Source organism: Rhizobium sp. CB2179 (genome assembly GCF_057653455.1).
Window position 1 is genome coordinate 2,677,283 of sequence record NZ_CM172781.1, and the last position, 16,658, is coordinate 2,693,940.

At 61.0% G+C, this 16,658-nt stretch carries 19 protein-coding genes; 11 read left to right on the forward strand and 8 right to left on the reverse strand.

Annotated elements, in window-relative coordinates:
- Positions 1 to 27: 27 nt before the first annotated feature.
- The gene (locus tag AC244Q_RS13485) at positions 28 to 1,071 is read left to right on the forward strand and encodes a DUF2278 family protein (RefSeq protein ID WP_113545162.1); all 1,044 of its coding nucleotides are present in this window, start codon (positions 28 to 30) and stop codon (positions 1,069 to 1,071) included.
- A gap of 40 nt (positions 1,072 to 1,111) precedes the next feature.
- Here the strand turns inward: AC244Q_RS13485 and AC244Q_RS13490 are convergent, their stop codons facing one another.
- Positions 1,112 to 2,332, reverse strand: a complete 1,221-nt coding sequence (locus AC244Q_RS13490) for an aminotransferase-like domain-containing protein (RefSeq protein WP_128406274.1) — start codon at positions 2,330 to 2,332, stop codon at positions 1,112 to 1,114.
- Positions 2,333 to 2,538: 206 nt separating this feature from the next.
- On the opposite strand from AC244Q_RS13490, the gene AC244Q_RS13495 reads away from it, so the two are divergent.
- The 7 genes from AC244Q_RS13495 (at position 2,539) to AC244Q_RS13525 (ending at position 5,833) form a co-directional block, all read left to right on the forward strand.
- A complete protein-coding gene (locus tag AC244Q_RS13495; RefSeq protein WP_128406273.1) occupies positions 2,539 to 3,639 on the forward strand; it encodes a branched-chain amino acid aminotransferase in 1,101 nt (366 codons plus the stop codon).
- A 132-nt stretch (positions 3,640 to 3,771) separates the two neighbouring features.
- Complete coding sequence (locus AC244Q_RS13500) at positions 3,772 to 3,942, forward strand: hypothetical protein (RefSeq protein ID WP_164902297.1); 171 nt, start codon at positions 3,772 to 3,774, stop codon at positions 3,940 to 3,942.
- Between the two features lie 38 nt (positions 3,943 to 3,980).
- A complete protein-coding gene (locus AC244Q_RS13505) occupies positions 3,981 to 4,190 on the forward strand; it encodes an AbrB/MazE/SpoVT family DNA-binding domain-containing protein (protein ID WP_012758182.1) in 210 nt (69 codons plus the stop codon).
- Positions 4,190 to 4,567, forward strand: coding sequence for a type II toxin-antitoxin system VapC family toxin (locus AC244Q_RS13510; protein WP_128406272.1), 378 nt, complete (start codon positions 4,190 to 4,192; stop codon positions 4,565 to 4,567). Before AC244Q_RS13505 ends, AC244Q_RS13510 begins: the two co-directional genes overlap by 1 nt.
- Positions 4,568 to 4,685: 118 nt before the next feature.
- Positions 4,686 to 4,937 carry a ribbon-helix-helix domain-containing protein gene (locus tag AC244Q_RS13515; RefSeq protein WP_012758184.1) on the forward strand — a complete coding sequence of 84 codons (252 nt, stop codon included), beginning with the start codon at positions 4,686 to 4,688 and terminating at the stop codon, positions 4,935 to 4,937.
- Complete coding sequence (locus AC244Q_RS13520; RefSeq protein ID WP_012758185.1) at positions 4,921 to 5,256, forward strand: type II toxin-antitoxin system RelE/ParE family toxin; 336 nt, start codon at positions 4,921 to 4,923, stop codon at positions 5,254 to 5,256. The genes AC244Q_RS13515 and AC244Q_RS13520 overlap by 17 nt, the downstream gene beginning before the upstream one ends.
- Positions 5,246 to 5,833, forward strand: coding sequence for a class I SAM-dependent methyltransferase (locus AC244Q_RS13525; protein ID WP_012758186.1), 588 nt, complete (start codon positions 5,246 to 5,248; stop codon positions 5,831 to 5,833). Before AC244Q_RS13520 ends, AC244Q_RS13525 begins: the two co-directional genes overlap by 11 nt.
- 42 nt (positions 5,834 to 5,875) lie before the next feature.
- Here the strand turns inward: AC244Q_RS13525 and AC244Q_RS13530 are convergent, their stop codons facing one another.
- The 3 genes from AC244Q_RS13530 to AC244Q_RS13540 all read right to left on the reverse strand — a co-directional run bounded on the left by AC244Q_RS13530 (position 5,876) and on the right by AC244Q_RS13540 (position 8,470).
- Complete coding sequence (locus tag AC244Q_RS13530; RefSeq protein ID WP_012758187.1) at positions 5,876 to 6,637, reverse strand: hypothetical protein; 762 nt, start codon at positions 6,635 to 6,637, stop codon at positions 5,876 to 5,878.
- Between the two features lie 98 nt (positions 6,638 to 6,735).
- On the reverse strand, positions 6,736 to 7,755 hold the full coding sequence (gene ilvC, locus AC244Q_RS13535; protein ID WP_128406271.1) for a ketol-acid reductoisomerase: 1,020 nt from the start codon (positions 7,753 to 7,755) through the stop codon (positions 6,736 to 6,738).
- Positions 7,756 to 7,804: 49 nt separating this feature from the next.
- A complete protein-coding gene (locus AC244Q_RS13540; RefSeq protein ID WP_017994655.1) occupies positions 7,805 to 8,470 on the reverse strand; it encodes a TetR/AcrR family transcriptional regulator in 666 nt (221 codons plus the stop codon).
- Positions 8,471 to 8,612: 142 nt separating this feature from the next.
- Here AC244Q_RS13540 and AC244Q_RS13545 point away from each other — a divergent pair, with 142 nt between their 5' ends.
- Positions 8,613 to 9,092, forward strand: a complete 480-nt coding sequence (locus tag AC244Q_RS13545) for a hypothetical protein (protein WP_206641067.1) — start codon at positions 8,613 to 8,615, stop codon at positions 9,090 to 9,092.
- Between the two features lie 22 nt (positions 9,093 to 9,114).
- Entirely contained in the window at positions 9,115 to 9,480 is a 366-nt protein-coding gene (locus AC244Q_RS13550; RefSeq protein WP_017994657.1) for a DUF4087 domain-containing protein, read from the forward strand.
- 83 nt (positions 9,481 to 9,563) lie between these two features.
- Here AC244Q_RS13550 and AC244Q_RS13555 read toward each other — a convergent pair whose 3' ends face one another.
- The 3 genes from AC244Q_RS13555 to AC244Q_RS13565 all read right to left on the reverse strand — a co-directional run bounded on the left by AC244Q_RS13555 (position 9,564) and on the right by AC244Q_RS13565 (position 13,304).
- Positions 9,564 to 11,246: a hypothetical protein gene (locus AC244Q_RS13555; RefSeq protein WP_113545165.1), complete on the reverse strand. Its 1,683-nt coding sequence runs from the start codon at positions 11,244 to 11,246 to the stop codon at positions 9,564 to 9,566.
- On the reverse strand, positions 11,246 to 12,304 hold the full coding sequence (locus AC244Q_RS13560) for a glycosyltransferase family 2 protein (protein ID WP_113545166.1): 1,059 nt from the start codon (positions 12,302 to 12,304) through the stop codon (positions 11,246 to 11,248). Before AC244Q_RS13560 ends, AC244Q_RS13555 begins: the two co-directional genes overlap by 1 nt.
- 91 nt (positions 12,305 to 12,395) lie before the next feature.
- Entirely contained in the window at positions 12,396 to 13,304 is a 909-nt protein-coding gene (locus AC244Q_RS13565) for an AraC family transcriptional regulator (protein WP_003541220.1), read from the reverse strand.
- A 204-nt stretch (positions 13,305 to 13,508) separates the two neighbouring features.
- On the opposite strand from AC244Q_RS13565, the gene AC244Q_RS13570 reads away from it, so the two are divergent.
- Positions 13,509 to 14,555 (forward strand): NAD(P)-dependent alcohol dehydrogenase, encoded by a 1,047-nt coding sequence (locus AC244Q_RS13570; RefSeq protein WP_012758194.1) that lies wholly within the window; start codon positions 13,509 to 13,511, stop codon positions 14,553 to 14,555.
- Between the two features lie 59 nt (positions 14,556 to 14,614).
- Here AC244Q_RS13570 and AC244Q_RS13575 read toward each other — a convergent pair whose 3' ends face one another.
- On the reverse strand, positions 14,615 to 16,570 hold the full coding sequence (locus AC244Q_RS13575; protein ID WP_113545167.1) for an elongation factor G: 1,956 nt from the start codon (positions 16,568 to 16,570) through the stop codon (positions 14,615 to 14,617).
- Between the last annotated feature and the right edge of the window lie 88 nt (positions 16,571 to 16,658).

The window sequence follows — 16,658 nt, forward strand, 5'->3', positions numbered from 1 at the left end:
GATCCCGCCACCCCCGCGAGGTTCTCCATGCTGAAGAATTACAAGGTCCTGAAGGGTACGGCGAGCGCACTCGCCCTCGACGACGACAACGATCCCCATATCGAGATCCGCATCGAGGCGAACGGCGTCAGCTACCGCATCGCGCTCAACGTCCGCTCCAAGGAATCGCCGCACGACCTGCTCTACGCCAATATCGTCGATTTCAAGCACCCGGCGTTGACGGAGGCGCTCGAAGCCCTGCCGATGGGCCTGACCGATATCCGCAAGGAACGGCCGGAGCTTGCGATCGACTATGTCCGCGGCGGACTGATCGAACGCGAGGACATGAATGTCGCGCCCTTCCAGCTATCCGGCCCGAAGAACGACCTGCGCGATTTCATCGAGCCGATCGTCCAGGAGGGCATTGCCGATTCCGACGTGCATTTCTACGCCTTCGGCGAGGCCTGGGGGCCCGAGAACAACAAGCCGGACCAATATTTCGACTTCGAACCGGGCAACGGTATCCACGACATTCACATGAACCAGGGCGACGGCGGCAGCTTCAAGGCCACCAACGGGCCGAACCAGGACGGCGCGCTGCTCGTCCATTTCAACGATACCGACGAATGGGCGGCGATCTTCCTCTGCTTTCAGTCGCAGAACTGGAACACCGATGCGACGACCGGCCATCCGGTTTCCGACAGCCGTGGCGGCCAGGGCCGCGGCGAAGGCACACGCCGGCCGCAGCCGATCGTCGCCTCGTCGCTGCGTATCGTCGCCGCGCTGATCAACCCGGTCAACGGCGAAGGCGGCACCGAGGCCGAAACGGTGACGATCATCAACCGCTCCGACATGGAGGCATCGCTCGAAGGCTGGAAGCTGGAGGACGAAAACGGCAGGACCCAGACGCTGTCGGGATCGCTTAGCGCAGGCGAGCTGCGCACCATAGCGCTCGATGCCGCAGCCGGCGGCCCGCAGCTTGCCAATCGGGGCGGTGACATCATCCTGCGCAATGCCGACGGTGCTGTTGCCGATCGGGTCGGCTACGGCAAGAGCGAGACGGCGAACGAAGGCTGGACGACGATCTTCTGATCGGCGCTCTGCCCCTGATCCGTCGGCCGGGCGGCTGGAATCAGCTGCCGATTTCGGCCGAGATCAGTGCGCTCAGGCGGCCGATGCCATCCTCGATCATCTGCTCGTTGGCGCAGGAGAAGCTGACGCGGAAGGTGTTGGCGCCGGAACCATCGGCGAAGAACGCCTTGCCGGGCACGAAGGCGACCTTGGCGGTTTCGAGCGATTTCGCCAGCAGCTTGGCGCCGTCCATGCCCTCCGGCAGCGTGATCCAGATGAACATGCCGCCTTCCGGCTTCGTCCAACTGGTGCCTTCAGGCATGTATTTATCGAGGGCTGTCAGCATGCAGTCGCGACGTTGGCTGTAGGCGGCCTTGATCTTGGCGACCTGCGCGTCAAAGCCGCGCTCGGCGACATCTGATATCGCCATCTGGTTGATCGTCGAAGAATGCAGGTCGGCCGCCTGCTTCATCAGCACCAGCTTGCGGATGACGGGCGCATTGGCGACGATGAAGCCGACGCGAAGGCCGGGCGCCAGTGTCTTCGAAAAGCTGCCGCAATAGATTGTGCGCGTATCGTTGATTTGGCCCTTCTCGGCGATCTCGAGCGCCAGGATCGGCGGGATCGGATCGCCGTCGTAACGCAGCGACTGGTAGGCCGCATCCTCGATGACGGCGATGTCGAGATCTTCCGCCAGTGCCAGCACCTTCTTGCGGCCATCGAGATCGACGGTCTCGCCGGTCGGATTGGAGAAGTCGGTGGAGAGATAGGCGAACTTCACCTTGCCGCCGGCAGCGGAAGCGGCAGCGCGGTAAGACTCGGGCGTCCGGTTGCCGTTCGGCGTCAGTTGGTCGTAGGCCGGTTCATAGGCGTTGAAGGCCTGCAGCGCACCGAGATAGGTCGGCCATGTCACGAGCGCGGTGTCATCAGGCGACAGGAAGAGCTTGCCGAGATAATCGAGGCCCTGCTGCGAACCGGACACGATGAAAACGTTATCGAGTTCGCAGGGGATGCCGAGAGCCGCCATCTGCCCGACCAGCCATTCGCGCAGCGGCTTGTAGCCTTCGCTGACCGAATATTGCAGCGCCGAATTGACGGCGGCGCCGTCGAAGATATCGGCATAGGCCTGCTTGAATTCCTGGTCCGGAAACAGCGTCGGATCCGGAATGCCGCCGGCAAAGGAGATGATGTCGGGCCGGTCGAGAAGCTTCAAGAGCTCGCGGATCTCGGATGCGCGCATGCGCGACGAGCGCGACGCAAACATGGTGTCCCAGTTCAGCATGGGGTTTCCTCGTATTTTTCTATTCCCCCAGCAGACCATGTCGGAGAATTTATGTCAATAATACTGACCTATTTTCTTGTCCCTGTGACAAGAAAGCGATTATTCCTCTGATCGATACCGAAACCGCCTGATTCAGGCCTTTCCAAGACCAGCCCGGCGGCAGTAGTGTCCCCGCCACTATTCAATGTACTATCAAGGTGCCAGCAATGACCGCGACGACGACCTCTCCTGAAATCAAGATCGAATTGCACAAGTCTCCCGTCTCCGACGCCGACCGCATCCAGGCACTGGAGACGCCCGGCTTCGGTAAGGTCTTCACGGATCATATGGTCCTGGCACGATGGACTGCCGACAAGGGCTGGCACGATGCGAAGGTTACGCCGAGGCGTCCTCTGGAGCTCGATCCTGCAAGCGCCGTGCTGCACTATGCTCAGGAAATTTTCGAAGGCATGAAAGCCTACAAGGCAGACGATGGCCGGATTCTGCTCTTTCGGCCCGAAGAGAATGCCCGCCGCTTCGCGCAGTCGGCGACCCGCATGGCAATGCCTCCTGTGCCCGAAGAACTCTTCCTGAAGGCGGTCGAAGAACTGGTCCGCGTTGACAAGGCCTGGATTCCATCCGGCGACGCCAGTCTCTACCTTCGCCCCTTCATGTTCGCCAACGAGGCGTTCCTGGGCGTTCGTCCCGCTCAGGAATATGTCTTCTGCATCATCGCCTCTCCGGTCGGCGCCTACTTCAAAGGCGGGGCGAAGGCGGTCTCCCTATGGGTCGAGACCGAATACACCCGTGCTGCCGCCGGCGGCACCGGCGCTGCAAAATGCGGCGGAAACTACGCAGCCAGCCTCGTGGCGCAAGCCGAGGCGGCGAAAAAGGATTGCGATCAGGTCGTCTTCCTGGACGCAGCAGAGCATCGCTGGGTCGAGGAACTCGGCGGCATGAACGTCTTCTTCGTCATGAACGACGGATCGGTGGTGACCCCGCCTCTTGGCGGCACGATCCTGCCGGGTATCACCCGTGCTTCGGTGATCGTGCTCGCTGGAGAAAAGGGCTTGCGCGTCGAGCAGCGTCCCTACTCCTTCGCGGAATGGCAGCAAGACGCAACCAGCGGCAAGCTCGTCGAAGCCTTCGCTTGCGGCACTGCCGCGGTCCTGGCGGGCATCGGCCTGGTTCGACATACCGGCGGCGAGTTTCTGGTCGGAGACGGACAGACCGGCAAGTTGACCAGCGAACTGCGCCAGCAGCTCGTCAGTCTGCAGAAAGGCGTAACGAACGATGAGCGCGGCTGGACGCGCCTTATCCCGGCCTGAACTCCGGACCTTCCAAGCGAATGGCGGCGTTAACACCGACATGGTGGGGGCGCCGCTTTCCGCCTCGCCAGGAAAAGCCGTCGGGCTGGCGATCTATTCCGCCCTGGAGTTCGTTTCAATCTGCACGATACGATGTTCTTCGAGCCGACAGCCATTAAGCAATCCGCGGATCTCTTTCGAAACCGGGCGTCGCCCGGTTTTTTTGTGGCCGAGTCAGCCGGAAAGACCATCGTCAACGTCCCATTTGGCGACCGAAATAGCGCCAACGCCAAAAACGGTTCGCCATTGACCGACGCCAAGTGAATTCTTACTATCTCCTAATCGATAGAGGAAAGGTAAGAATGGCAACCGCAACCCTCTCTACAAAATTCCAGATCTCCATTCCCAAGGAAGTGCGCGAACAACAGCACTGGTCGGCGGGACAGGAATTCGTGTTCATACCCAAAGGCAAAGGCGTTTTGCTGATGCCCGTCCCGACGCTTGCCGATCTTCGCGGCCTCGCCGAAGGCGCAGACAACAAAAACTACCGCGACCGGAACGACCGTTTCTGATGCGCGTGATCGACAGCTCCGCATGGATAGGATGGCTGACGAAAAGTGCTGCCGGAACCAAGCTGCAGGCCGAAATCCCGGAACGCGATCAATGCATCGTTCCGACGATCGTGCAGCTTGAGCTTTCCAAATGGCTGGCACGCGAAAAGGACGAGGAAGCCGTCGACAGCTTCATCGCTTACACCGCGACATGCATGGTTGTTTCTCTCGACACGACGCTTGCTCGCCGTGCTGCCGAAATATCGGCAGCCCATAAACTAGCCACCGCCGATGCGATCATTTATGCGACCGCGGAGCGCCACGATGCCGACATCCTGACCTGCGATGCCCATTTTAAGGATCTCAAACGCGTCATCTATATCGATAAAAAAGACTGATCCGCATGTGACCCAAGCCCTCGACGGCGCGGCACAACGCTTCTATCACAAACTGGGAAATGATAATCTGGCATCTGGAATGGCTGAAAACCGGCATGTGCAGGCGGCACCGAATCCAATGGCGAAAATGACGATCTCGCTTCCGGATAATCTGGCGGAATACGTCGAAAACCGTGTCGCAAGCGGCAGATACAGCAGTGCCGGCGCATTCCTGGCGGAGCTTATTCTGAAGGATCAGCTCCACCACAAGCTTGACGACGAAGAACTGCGCAACATCCTGAGGCAGGCTGAGGAAAGCGGCCCGAGCGGTCGACGCATTCCCGACATCCTGTCGGAAACGAAGGCAAAGCTGCGTGACAACAACCTATAGGCTAACCCGAGCCGCAGACTCCGTGCTATCAGGCATCGACGAATATGCTTGCCTCAATTTCGGCGAGGCGCAGGCGGACGCCTATCTTCTCGACTGGGACAGGATTTTCGTGCTTCTTTCGCACGCTCCCTCGATGGGAGAAGAGTGCGACGAACTCGGCGCCGGCCTTCGCCGCCTCCTCCACATGCGCCACGTCGCCTTCTACCGGGTGGCATCGGAAGGGATTGTCGTCATTGACATCATCGACGCCGACCGGCTCCCCGAAAGACATCTTCAATCCAACCGACGCCCACGATCGGCCGAACAGCATGCCTCTTGATTGCACCTCCGCCTTCTATGAGGAAAATGCCGAGACATACGCCAAGCGGGCGCGCAGCCTGCCGAAGCAGCAGGTCGATGCCTTCCTCGCCGGGCTTGTGCCGGGTGCGGCAATCCTCGAACTCGGCTGCGGCGGCGGACAGGACAGCACCTACATGCTGGCGCAGGGTTTCGACGTGACGCCGACGGATGGCTCGACCGAGCTTGCGAGACAGGCGGAAGTGCTGATCGGCCGGCCGGTCAGGGTCATGTTGTTTCAAGAACTCGACGCCGACAGCGCCTTCGACGGCGTCTGGGCGCAGGCAAGCCTTCTCCACGTCCCGAGGCCAGAGCTGCCCGATGTCTTCGCCCGCATCCGGCGCGCCCTGAGGACAGGCGGCATCATTCATGCGACCTTCAAGGCAGGCGATGTGGAAGGCCATGACGGCTTCGGGCGTTATTACAACTATCCCTCCGCCGAATGGCTTTCGGAGCTTTTAACGAAAGGCGGCTGGCGGAATATCGCCATTAGCGAAAGCGACGGCGGCGGCTATGACGGCAAGCCGACCCGCTGGCTGATCGTCGGCGCAGAACGGTAAAGGCCGGAGCTTTCGCCCCGGCGGTGCAGCACGCCTATTTTCTCACTCCGGCGCCTCAACGCGAGAAGGCAAACGCCGCAATTCTCTCATTTCATCGAGCAAGCGATCGACAATCCAGTGCCGCTGAGGCGGTATCGCATCAATCAGTTCGATAAACCCATTCTCAATGACATCACCCTTGAGCCACTCAAGGACGAGATGGCGCTTCTCCGGCGCGACGTCCTGCCAGAAGCAGCTGCCCCTGTAGAGGCTTTTAAGATCGGCGGTGGCGAGCTGAATGAAAGCATTGGGTGTCGGCTGCTTCACCCAAAGACTGAGGCATGCCTCGAACTGAAGATCGAGCTTTGCCATCGCCATTATCCAATCCCAAGCCGACGCATCGAAATCGGGATCCTGCAGCCTTTTGAAAGCCCAGGCCGAATAGACAAAATTCGCGACTGCTGTCTGCTCAGGTATCGGCCAATGCTGCCAGTCGCACAATAAAAGCTTGGAAGCAATGATCGGCGGCTCGAAACCATACGCGGAAGGGCTGAGGACGGCACAGTGGAGGATACGCGGCAGGAAGTGCTTGAAGTCATCAGCCGAACCAACTGTCGTTATCGCGCTTGCCGCATACCGACCCAGCTCTGTCGCATCTATCTCCCGCAAAGGCGCCGATTTGAGTGCAGCGAGAATTTTCTCGGCGTCGCGTAAGGGCGAAGCGTCCAGCGAAGATGGGAACGGATATTCCAGAAATGCTGGGTAGAGCGCCCCAAGGCTATCTTCCAGGTCTTGTTTTGCCGACCGCATGATCGCTTCAAACACATCAAATCCGATATAGCAGCTTCGACAACAGACGCACCAATAGCAAAAGAGGCCGGAGTTTTCACTCCGGCCTCCCTGTTTTATTTCACCGGAACCGCTTAGTTGACCGACTTGTCGACCAGCTTGTTCTTGCCGATCCAGGGCATCATGCCGCGCAGCTTGGCGCCGACTTCTTCGATCGGGTGGCTGTCGTTCAGGCGGCGGATGCCCTTGAAGCGCGAGCCGCCGGCGCGGTATTCCTGCATCCAATCGGACGTGAACTTGCCGGTCTGGATGTCCTTGAGGACGCGCTTCATCTCGGCCTTGGTCTCGGCAGTGATGATGCGCGGACCGGAGACATATTCGCCCCACTCGGCCGTGTTGGAGATCGAGTAGTTCATGTTGGCGATGCCGCCTTCATAAATCAGGTCGACGATCAGCTTCACTTCGTGCAGGCATTCGAAATAGGCCATTTCAGGCGCGTAACCGGCTTCGGTGAGCGTTTCGAAACCGGCGCGGATGAGCTCGACGAGACCGCCGCAGAGAACGACCTGTTCGCCGAAGAGGTCGGTTTCGCACTCTTCGCGGAAGTTGGTTTCGATGATGCCCGAACGACCGCCGCCGACGCCGCAGGCGTAGGAGAGAGCGAGCTCAAGCGCGTTGCCCGACGGATTCTGGTGAACGGCCACGAGGCAGGGAACGCCGCCGCCCTTCTGGTATTCGCCGCGAACCGTATGGCCCGGGCCCTTCGGCGCGATCATCACGACGTCGACCGAAGCCTTCGCCTCGATGAGGCCAAAGTGGATGTTGAGGCCGTGGGCGAAGGCGATCGCTGCGCCATCGCGGATGTTGCCGGCGATATCGGCCTTGTAGATGTCGGCCTGCAGTTCGTCCGGGGTCGCCATCATCATCAGGTCCGCCCAGGCGGCAGCTTCGGCAACCGTCATGACCTTGAAGCCATCGGCTTCGGCCTTCTTGACGGTCGGCGAACCGGCCTTGAGTGCGATGACGACGTTCTGGGCGCCGCTGTCCTTGAGGTTCAGCGCATGGGCACGGCCCTGCGAACCATAGCCGATGACGGCGACCTTCTTGGCCTTGATGAGGTTGAGATCGGCATCACGATCGTAATAGACGCGCATTTGAAGTTCCTTCCCTTTGCTTGTCTTGTTGACTGTCATTAAAGCGGAATCAGCCGAGAACCGGCATCTCCGCCAGAACCTTGTCCGTGCCGTAGAGCCTGAGGAAGGCGGTCACCGCCCTCTCCGCTTGGCGTGCGGTATCCTTGAGGCCTGGTTCGCCGAGCAGCATGCGCACATGCAGGTCGGAGACAACAAGGCCGTAAAGCGTGTGATAAGCCTCGTCGGCATCGGAAAAACGCAGGAGCCCTGCCCTCTTCCCGGCATCGATCAGCGCCATGGCGCGCCGGTCGATCTGACGGCGGCCGCGCTCAAGCAGCAGCTTGCCGAGTTTCGAGCCGTCGCGGTTGGATTGGCCGATCGCCAGCCGGTTGAGCGCGAGCGAGACGTCGCCGGCGAGCACTTCCAGCAAGTCACGCGCAAAAATGACGACATGGTCGTGCAGGCTCGCCGCCGTCAGCCGCTCGCCGTTGCGTTCGAAGGTGCGCACCTTGCTGGCCTGATAGGCAATCATCGCAGACAGCAGCCCGTCGCGATCACCGAACCACTTGTAGAGGCTCTCCTTCGAGCAATTGGCGGCTCGCGCCACACCCGAGGTCGTCAGCGCCTTCTCGCCGCCATCGACGAGCAACTGCAGCGCCTGCTCCAGAACGGCGTTCTGGCGCGGCGAAAATTCGCTCGGCTCTGCGGTATCGACGGACACGGTCATGGCTCCCATATACGTACCGTACGGTACGGTTCGTGAGGTTTATGCGATAAACCGATCAGGTCGTCAAGAAGCCTGGATAGATTTTTTTTAATACGGGAAACCGCGATGAAACACCAGAATTGGATAGGCGCAAATCCTCGGCGATCGCATAATGTCGCGCTACGCCATTTGCCCGGAGGTTCCGATGTCACGCCTTGCTGCAGCTCTTCTCCTGCTCGGAGCAATCCTCCTTGGCGGCTCAAGCGCTCTCGCGCAGTCCGACAGCGACGTCTATAACCGCATCGAAGAACTGCACGGCGGTGCCGCGGGCTTCGACCGACCGCTGCGCCAGCTTGTCAAAGCGATGCGCTCGGGCGAAGCCCAGACCATCGCCGGCCTTGCCGAATACCCGCTAACGGTCAAGGCCAATGGCGAGAGCTACGACGTCGAGAGCGCTGAGGATTTCATCGACAATTTCGATGATCTCGTGACGCCGGAAACGCGCCGCGCCGTCGGACGCCAGCAATACGAGGATCTATTCGTCAACAGCGACGGCGTCATGCTGGCCGGCGGCGCCGTTTGGATGGGCGCGATCTGCGAGGACAACGCCTGCGAGGCGAGCCATTGGGCGATCATCGCGATCAACAATTGATATTTGTCGGGGGGAAAAGGCAATGAGATACCGGATAGCCGCCGCGGTCATGATCGCAGCACTTGTCGTCGCAGCCAATGCGCGGGCCGCCGAAACGCGCTGCGGCTGGATCGAGAATCCGACGCCCGCCAACTGGTGGCTGGAGGATGCGGAGAACACCTGGACGATCATGACCCAGGGCGACGATGCCGGCGAGGTGGAAGGCATGGAGCTGATCTCCGACATCTCCGAACATGATTATGTCAGAACCAACGGCAATTACGGCTATGCCTGCGCCTGCATGAGTGTGGAGACTGATGGCAAGGACCGCATCACCCGCATCCTCTCCTTCCGTCAGCTAAAGCTCGCCAAATGCCGTGCCGACAAGGCGCTGAAATTCCCCGGCTGACTAGCGCCTCACCCGAAAACCGGATGGCGGCCGCAATCATCACCCAATCGTCCAGAGGCAATCGGTCCACGAAGGGCCCCGACCTATGACGCCCTGGCGCAACCGGTGGGGAACGAGAGAGGCTCTGCCGGCATCACCTTGTCGATTGCGTAAAGCTTTGCGAAACCCGCATCTTCGACCAGCGTCAGCCCCGCCGGCATCAAGGTGCCGACATAGCGGTCGGGGATATCGGCATTGGCGACCAGGACGAAATCGAAACGCCCGCGCCAATCCGACAGATAAGGCGCAAAGTTTCTATATTCCTGCATCATTGCTGGGCATGAAAGCACGCCGATCGACAGCAGATTGCCCTCGGGAACCGCGATCTCCGACCATGGCGGCAGAACGGATAACGGCTGCTTGCCTTTTGCCGTGAAGAGCGTCGGCACGAAAGCATGGGAGAAGGGCACGGCAAGCGTCGGCAGGTGCCGGAAAGTATCCAACCCCCAGGCAAAATGCCGGTTGGAGTGGGCAAGACCGCTCACTGTCTCGGGTTCATGTCCCAGAGGCAGCACGGCTGCACCGGCCGGCACCTTTTTAAGCACAGTCTCGACGGCGGCAACATCCTTCTGTGCCAGCCACCAGTTCCAGCCGATCCAGCCGGTGCGACCGAAGACTGCGAGATTGATGATGAGCGCCAGCAACAGCGCTTGCCGGCGCGTGAGATTGGCAAAGGGGCACATCATCGCCATGGCGACGAGCGCTGTCATGATCGGAAAGCGCCAACTGATCCATCCGGTGCCGAGCATGTGGCGAGGCGAAACACAGGAGAGCAGCAGCAGGCCGCAGGCGGCGACGGCAAGCCCCGCATGCATGCGGATATCGCCCGCGCGGATGGCACGGGTGCAGATGAGGATCAGCGGCAGAACCAGCACGACATCCACCACCGGGACATAGGTCGTGATGGCGGAGAGCAGATTAAGGACGATCAGGACGATGCCGTCGTTCCAGGCAAGGCCGAGGCCGTTGCCGCCGGCGTTGGGCAAAGCCGCCGTATGGAGATAGAGCGCGAGCGGCGGCAGGGGGCAGGCACCGAGCGCCAGCGCCAACCGGCCGCCGAGCCTCATGAGAGCCGCCTTCGATCGCACGATATCGATGCGCCAGGAAAATTCGAGGCCGCAGACGATCGCCATATAGAAGCCAAGTGCGAAGAGATGCATCACCGTCAGCAGCAGCGCGGCGGCGAGCCGCCAGGCAAAAACCACGGCGGGATTTCTGCGCTGCAGCTGCAGATCGACGCAGGCGAAGAACAAGGCCATGCCGAGGCCGATCTGGAAGTTGATGAAGCCGCCGATCATGGTGGCGCACCAGCCGAGCGACAGCATGGCGGTCTGCCAGTGGTGCCGGCCGCTGAAAAGCGCGCGGTGCAGGCCGATTGCCCCGAGCGGCGGCAGCACGATCGCCAGGAAAAGCAAAGCCCGCGCAAGCCTGTCTGCGCCGACCAGCGGCCCCAGCCAGGTGGCTAGAACGTCGATCCCGACATTGGTGAAGGTGCGGTTCCAATCGACCGCATAGATCTCAGGAAACGGTTGCTCGCCGATCCCGCCCGAAAGGAGCCAGATACGGGCGTAATGATTGGCGTAATCGAGAACTGGCGGAAAGGGAAACAGGAGAACCAGAGCCGCGGCAAGTCCGACGAATGCGACGATCGCAACGGTGGAATCCTGCCTGGCGATCGATTCCTCAGGCCCGGCTGCGGCCACAGCAGGCGCGGCAATCCGGTCCATTATCCGATCCGGCTGTTCTTTTGCGAGCGCGGCGGCTCTTCGGATGTAAAGGCCGCATCCAGCGCGGCGCGCTTGTCGCTGGCGCTCATCTCCGAGAATGCGATCGACAATTCTGCATGTTCACTGCCGCGCACGATCGTCTCGACCATGAACATCGGCCGCCTTTTGCTCTCCTGGACGAGGCGACCAAGATACTCGCCGATGATGCCGATGCAGATCAGCTGGATAGCGCTGAAGGCGCTGACCGCGGCCATGATCGACGACCAGCCGGTCACCGTCTCGCCCTGCAGCCAGCGAACGAAGGTGTAGACGAGCAACGCGATCGCGACGCCCGCACTCATCATGCCAAGCCATGTGCTGATGCGCAGCGGCGTCGTCGAAAAGCTCGTGATCGCATCGAGCGCGAAATTGATCATCTTTCGCAGAGGATATTTCGTCGTGCCGGCAAAGCGAGCGTCACGCTCGTAGGGGAGAGCCACCTGCCTGCCGCCGATCCAGCTGACCATGCCGCGGATGAAGCGATCGCGCTCCGGCATCGCCAGCAGGATATCGACGACGCGCCGGCGCATCAGCCGGAAGTCGCCGGTATCGCGCGGAATGGTCACGGAAGCGAGCTTGGACAAAGCGCGATAGAAAAGCGAAGCGGAGGCCAGCTTGAACCAGCTTTCGCCCTGGCGGCGCGTGCGCTGACCGTAAACGACGTCGGCGCCGCGCTCCATGATCGGCATCATCATCAAAAGCAGCTCGGGCGGATCCTGAAGATCGGCATCGATCAAAAGCACGCGCTCGCCCCGCGAGGCGGCAAGCCCCGCCGTCGATGCCAGCTGGTGACCGTGATTGCGCAGAAGACGAACACCGAGCACCTGCGGCACATCTGCCGCCAGATCCGAAATGATCTCCCAGGTGCGATCGGACGAGCCATCATCGACGAGAATGAGCTCGAAGGCATCACCAGTGACGCCGTGGGCAGCGGCTGCAGCGCGGCGGCAGAACTCGCGCAGCCCTTCTTCCTCGTTGTGACAAGGCGCGACGATGGAAAGAAATGGGACTTGCGCCATGCTGACGTCGGTGCCTGCTTGATGTTTGGCGCCAGACTAGCGACGAAACGTCAAACATCCTTTAACGATTGGCTACCGGTCGCAAGGCCGACTATTCCGCCGCCATGACCTCGCGGGCGCCGTCGATATCGCGAGCCGGCGAGGCGCCGTAAAGGCGGCTATATTCGCGGCTGAATTGCGACGGGCTTTGATAGCCGACGCGATGACCGGCCGTGCCCGCATCGAGCCGCTCCACGAGCATCAGGCGGCGCGCCTCGTGCAGGCGCAGCTGCTTCTGATACTGCACCGGCGTCATCGCCGTGACCGACTTGAAGTGATGATGGAAGGACGACACACTCATGCTGACGCGGTCGGCAAGGTCTTCGATGCGCAATGGCCGCGCGAAATTCTCCTTCAGCCATGCGACGGCGCGCGCGACCCTGTTGCTGTGGCTGTCTGCAGTGGCGATGTTGATCAGCCGCGCGCCATCCGGCCCGGTCAGCACCCGGTAGAGGATTTCCTGCTCGATCAGCGGCGCCATGGCAGGAATGTCGCCTGGACGATCGAGCAAGCGCAGCAGGCGAACGGCAGCATCCAGGAGCTCCGGCGGAGCGACGTTCACCGCCATCCCGCGCTGCCCGTCGGTATGGGCGGCCGGGCTCGGAATATCGATGCGGCTGAGCAACTCCAGCAGCTTCTCCGAGTCGATTGCCAGTCCCAGGCAGAGATGCGGAACCTCAGGGCTTGCCTCCGTGACGCGCCAGGCGACCGGCAGGTCGAGCGAGGTCAGCAGATAGTCCCCGGTCCCGTAGCTGATAAGTTCCGTGCCGAGGCGCAGGCTCTTGGCTCCCTGCAGTACAAAGGCAAAACAGGGCCGATAGCTGCTGTGCAGCGGATCGCTGGGCTTGGACCGACGGCTGATGTGAAGATTGCCGATATCAGTCGCAAACTCACCGTCACCAGCCGCGAAGCGCATCGCGATATCGACGATTTCCTGATAGGGGCTGAAGGGCAAAGTCATGCGGCAACTCTTTCTGTCAACTGTCTGACGCCGGCGATACCGCTCTTATCTAGAGTGCCCTGGCCATTTCGCAAACAGGCTGGCGCCTCACTTTTGCAGGATCGTGCAAAAAGCTGAGAGGATCGCTCTAACCCTCTGACGCAGTTCCGGGCAATAGTCCACCATCTCTTTCAACCCCCACCACAATCGAAAAGGATGGTTCCCATGCCTATTGCAAGAGGCTACGCCGCGACCGACGCTTCCAAGCCGCTGACCCCTTTCACCTTCGAACGCCGCAACCCGAACCCCGATGACGTCGTTATCGACATCAAGTTTGCCGGCATCTGCCATTCGGACATCCACACTGTCCGCAACGAATGGAAGAACGCCGTTTATCCGATCGTGCCCGGCCATGAGATCGCCGGCATCGTCTCGGCTGTCGGTTCCGATGTGACCAAATTCAAGGTCGGCGATCGCGTCGGCGTCGGCTGCTTCGTCGATTCCTGCATCGGCTGCGCCGAGCGCGACCTTGATCGCGAACAGTATATGCCGGGGCTCGCCGGCACCTACAACGACTTCGAAGCCGACCGCAAGACACGGACCCAGGGCGGCTATTCCGACTCGATCGTCGTTAGGGAAGGCTATGTCATGTCCATTCCGGACAACCTGCCGCTCGATGCCTCCGCGCCGCTGCTCTGCGCCGGCATCACGCTCTACTCGCCGCTGCGCCACTGGAATGCCGGTCCCGGCAAGAAGGTCGCGATCGTCGGCATGGGCGGCCTCGGCCACATGGGCGTCAAGCTCGGCGCCGCCATGGGTGCCGATATCACCGTTCTCTCCCAGAGCCTTTCCAAGAAGGAAGATGGGCTGAAGCTCGGCGCCAAGGAATATTACGCCACCAACGACCCGGAAACCTTCACGAAGCTCGCCGGCACGTTCGACCTGATCATCTGCACCGTCAGCGCCGAGATCGACTGGAATGCCTATCTCGGCCTCCTGAAAGTGGATGGTTCCTTCGTGGTGGTCGGCGCGCCGGAAAACCCGATCCCCGTGCATGCGTTCTCGGTCATCCCCGGCCGTAAGAGCATTTCCGGCTCGATGATCGGCTCGATCAAGGAAACCCAGGAAATGCTCGACTTCTGCGGCGAGCACAACATCGTCTCGGAGATCGAGAAGATCAACATCCAGCAGGTCAACGAAGCCTATGAACGCGTCCTGAAAAGCGACGTCCGCTACCGCTTCGTCATCGACATCGCCTCGCTGGCAGCTTGAGAAAATGAGAGGCGGCTCGCGAGAGCCGCCTTTTTGATAACGGCATCCTCCATCCGTCCTCAAGCTGAGGCTCTCGTGGACTGCAGCCGCAGCAGATATTCGACTGGTTTGAACGGATCGGGGCCTGAACGCTGGCGCGAACGTGGCGGGCCGGCCATCGGGGCATGATGGTCGAAAGAGGTTTCCATGATCCCCGCCCCGCTCGTCAGGCCCGGCAATTGCTGCTGGACGCTCTGGATCATCGCGGACGCCATGGTGCCTTCCACCCAGGCCATGCCGTCGGCAATCACGGAACCCGTCATCGTCGCGGTAGATTTCGCAAGCAGGGTCAGCAAGCCGCTCAAGCTCTCCGCGGGCGCTTCGAGATGAAAGCGGTCGATCGGTTCGCATAGGACGGTTTGCGCGGCCGACAGTGCATCTGCCAGCACCCAAGGTGTCAGCTGCCGGAAATCGGCGGCGGTGCTTGTAGGCGAGCTGTGCCGGGCTGCCGTCATCGCCACGTGGCAATCGATGACCTGCCAGCCAAAAATGCCTTGCTTCAGCGTTTCGAACACGGTTTCTTCGACTGCCCTGTAAAAGCTGGCGGGCATCTGGCCCACCTCCACATCAAGTGCAAAGCTGTTGCCTGCCCCTTCTGGACGCGGTTCGACGCGTAGACCGACGGTGGCGAGAAATGGATTGGGCTCCTTGAAGAGGATCTGCAGGCCTTCCCCGGTTCCCATAAGCCTTTCCACCAAAATGACCGTGCTTTCCTCGAACCCAGCCTCGAGACCGAAATCCGTCAGCAGGGTCGATTGAACGACTTCCTTCTGCACCTCGCCATAGAGCGATACGAAGATTTCGTCGGCATCATCGTTCCGGCGCAGATTGATCAACGGATCCTGCTCGCCCATCTGGTTCAGCGCCAGCCAGAGGGCCGCCTTGTCGGAGGGCCGCCGGGCAAGGACGCGGGTTTCGAGGCTGGGCGGGGCAAACTGCGCCTGCCCGCCCGCGAGCAGGTCGGTGCCCACCACATCCCCGATGCGAGCGCCGGCAAGGCCGCTTACGCGCGCGATCTGCCCGGCGCAAAAGATTGCGGCGCCATGAACCCGGCCGGCCCCGAAAACCTCGATCGCCGTCACTCTTTCCGGGCCTTTGGGCAAATCCAGATGTTGCCGCAGCCGGACTGTGCCTGACGTCAGATACATATAGGCGAGCTTTTCACCGCCCCAGCCGCGTTCGATCTTGAAGATTGTTCCGGCAATCGGCCCGTCCGCATCGAGGCGCCGGCCGGGCAATATCGTCGCAATGGCCGATGTCAGGGCCGACACGCCGACGCCGGTCGTTGCCGCACCTGCAAAGACTGGATGCACCAGGCCGCTCGCGACCTGATCGCTCAGGCAGCGTCCAAGCCTATCCGCCGTCAGGCGATCGGGCGCCAAGACGTAATCGTCCAGCAGCGCCTCGTCGTTCTCCGCGAGAGCTTCGCAGAGCGGCGTGAAAAGCGGTTCGCATCCGGGAGCCAAAGCCTCCACCCTGGCAAGCCTGCTGCCGGCATCGATGACGGAAGACATGGCGATGGGGCGAACGAGCAATTGGCTGGCAATAGCCTTCAGCACGTCCTCAAGTTGCGCACCGAGACGATCGACCTTGTTGACGAACAAGATGAAGGGAACGCCAAGCCGCCGCAGCGCCCGCACCAGCACCCGTGTCTGGGCCTGCACACCTTCGACCGCCGAAACGACGACGACCGCGGCATCCAGCAATCCGAGCACCCGCTCGACCTCGGCGATGAAATCCGGATGACCGGGCGTGTCGATGAGATTGACGATCCTGTCGCCGATGGTGAACGACACCACCGCGGCTCTGATCGTGATGCCGCGTTGCCGTTCGAGCTCGAGAGTGTCCGTCTGTGTATTGCCGGTATCGACGCTGCCAAGCTTGTCGATGACGCCGGCGTCAAAAAGCAGTCTTTCAGTAAGGCTAGTCTTGCCTGCATCCACGTGGGCGAGGATGCCCAGATTCAAAGTGCGCATGAACCACCAACTTCTCAGAATTTCGAATGTGATTTTCGTGAGAAGTGAATCGGCGCATTGGAACCTCTACTCGCTGTAGCTACGGCTG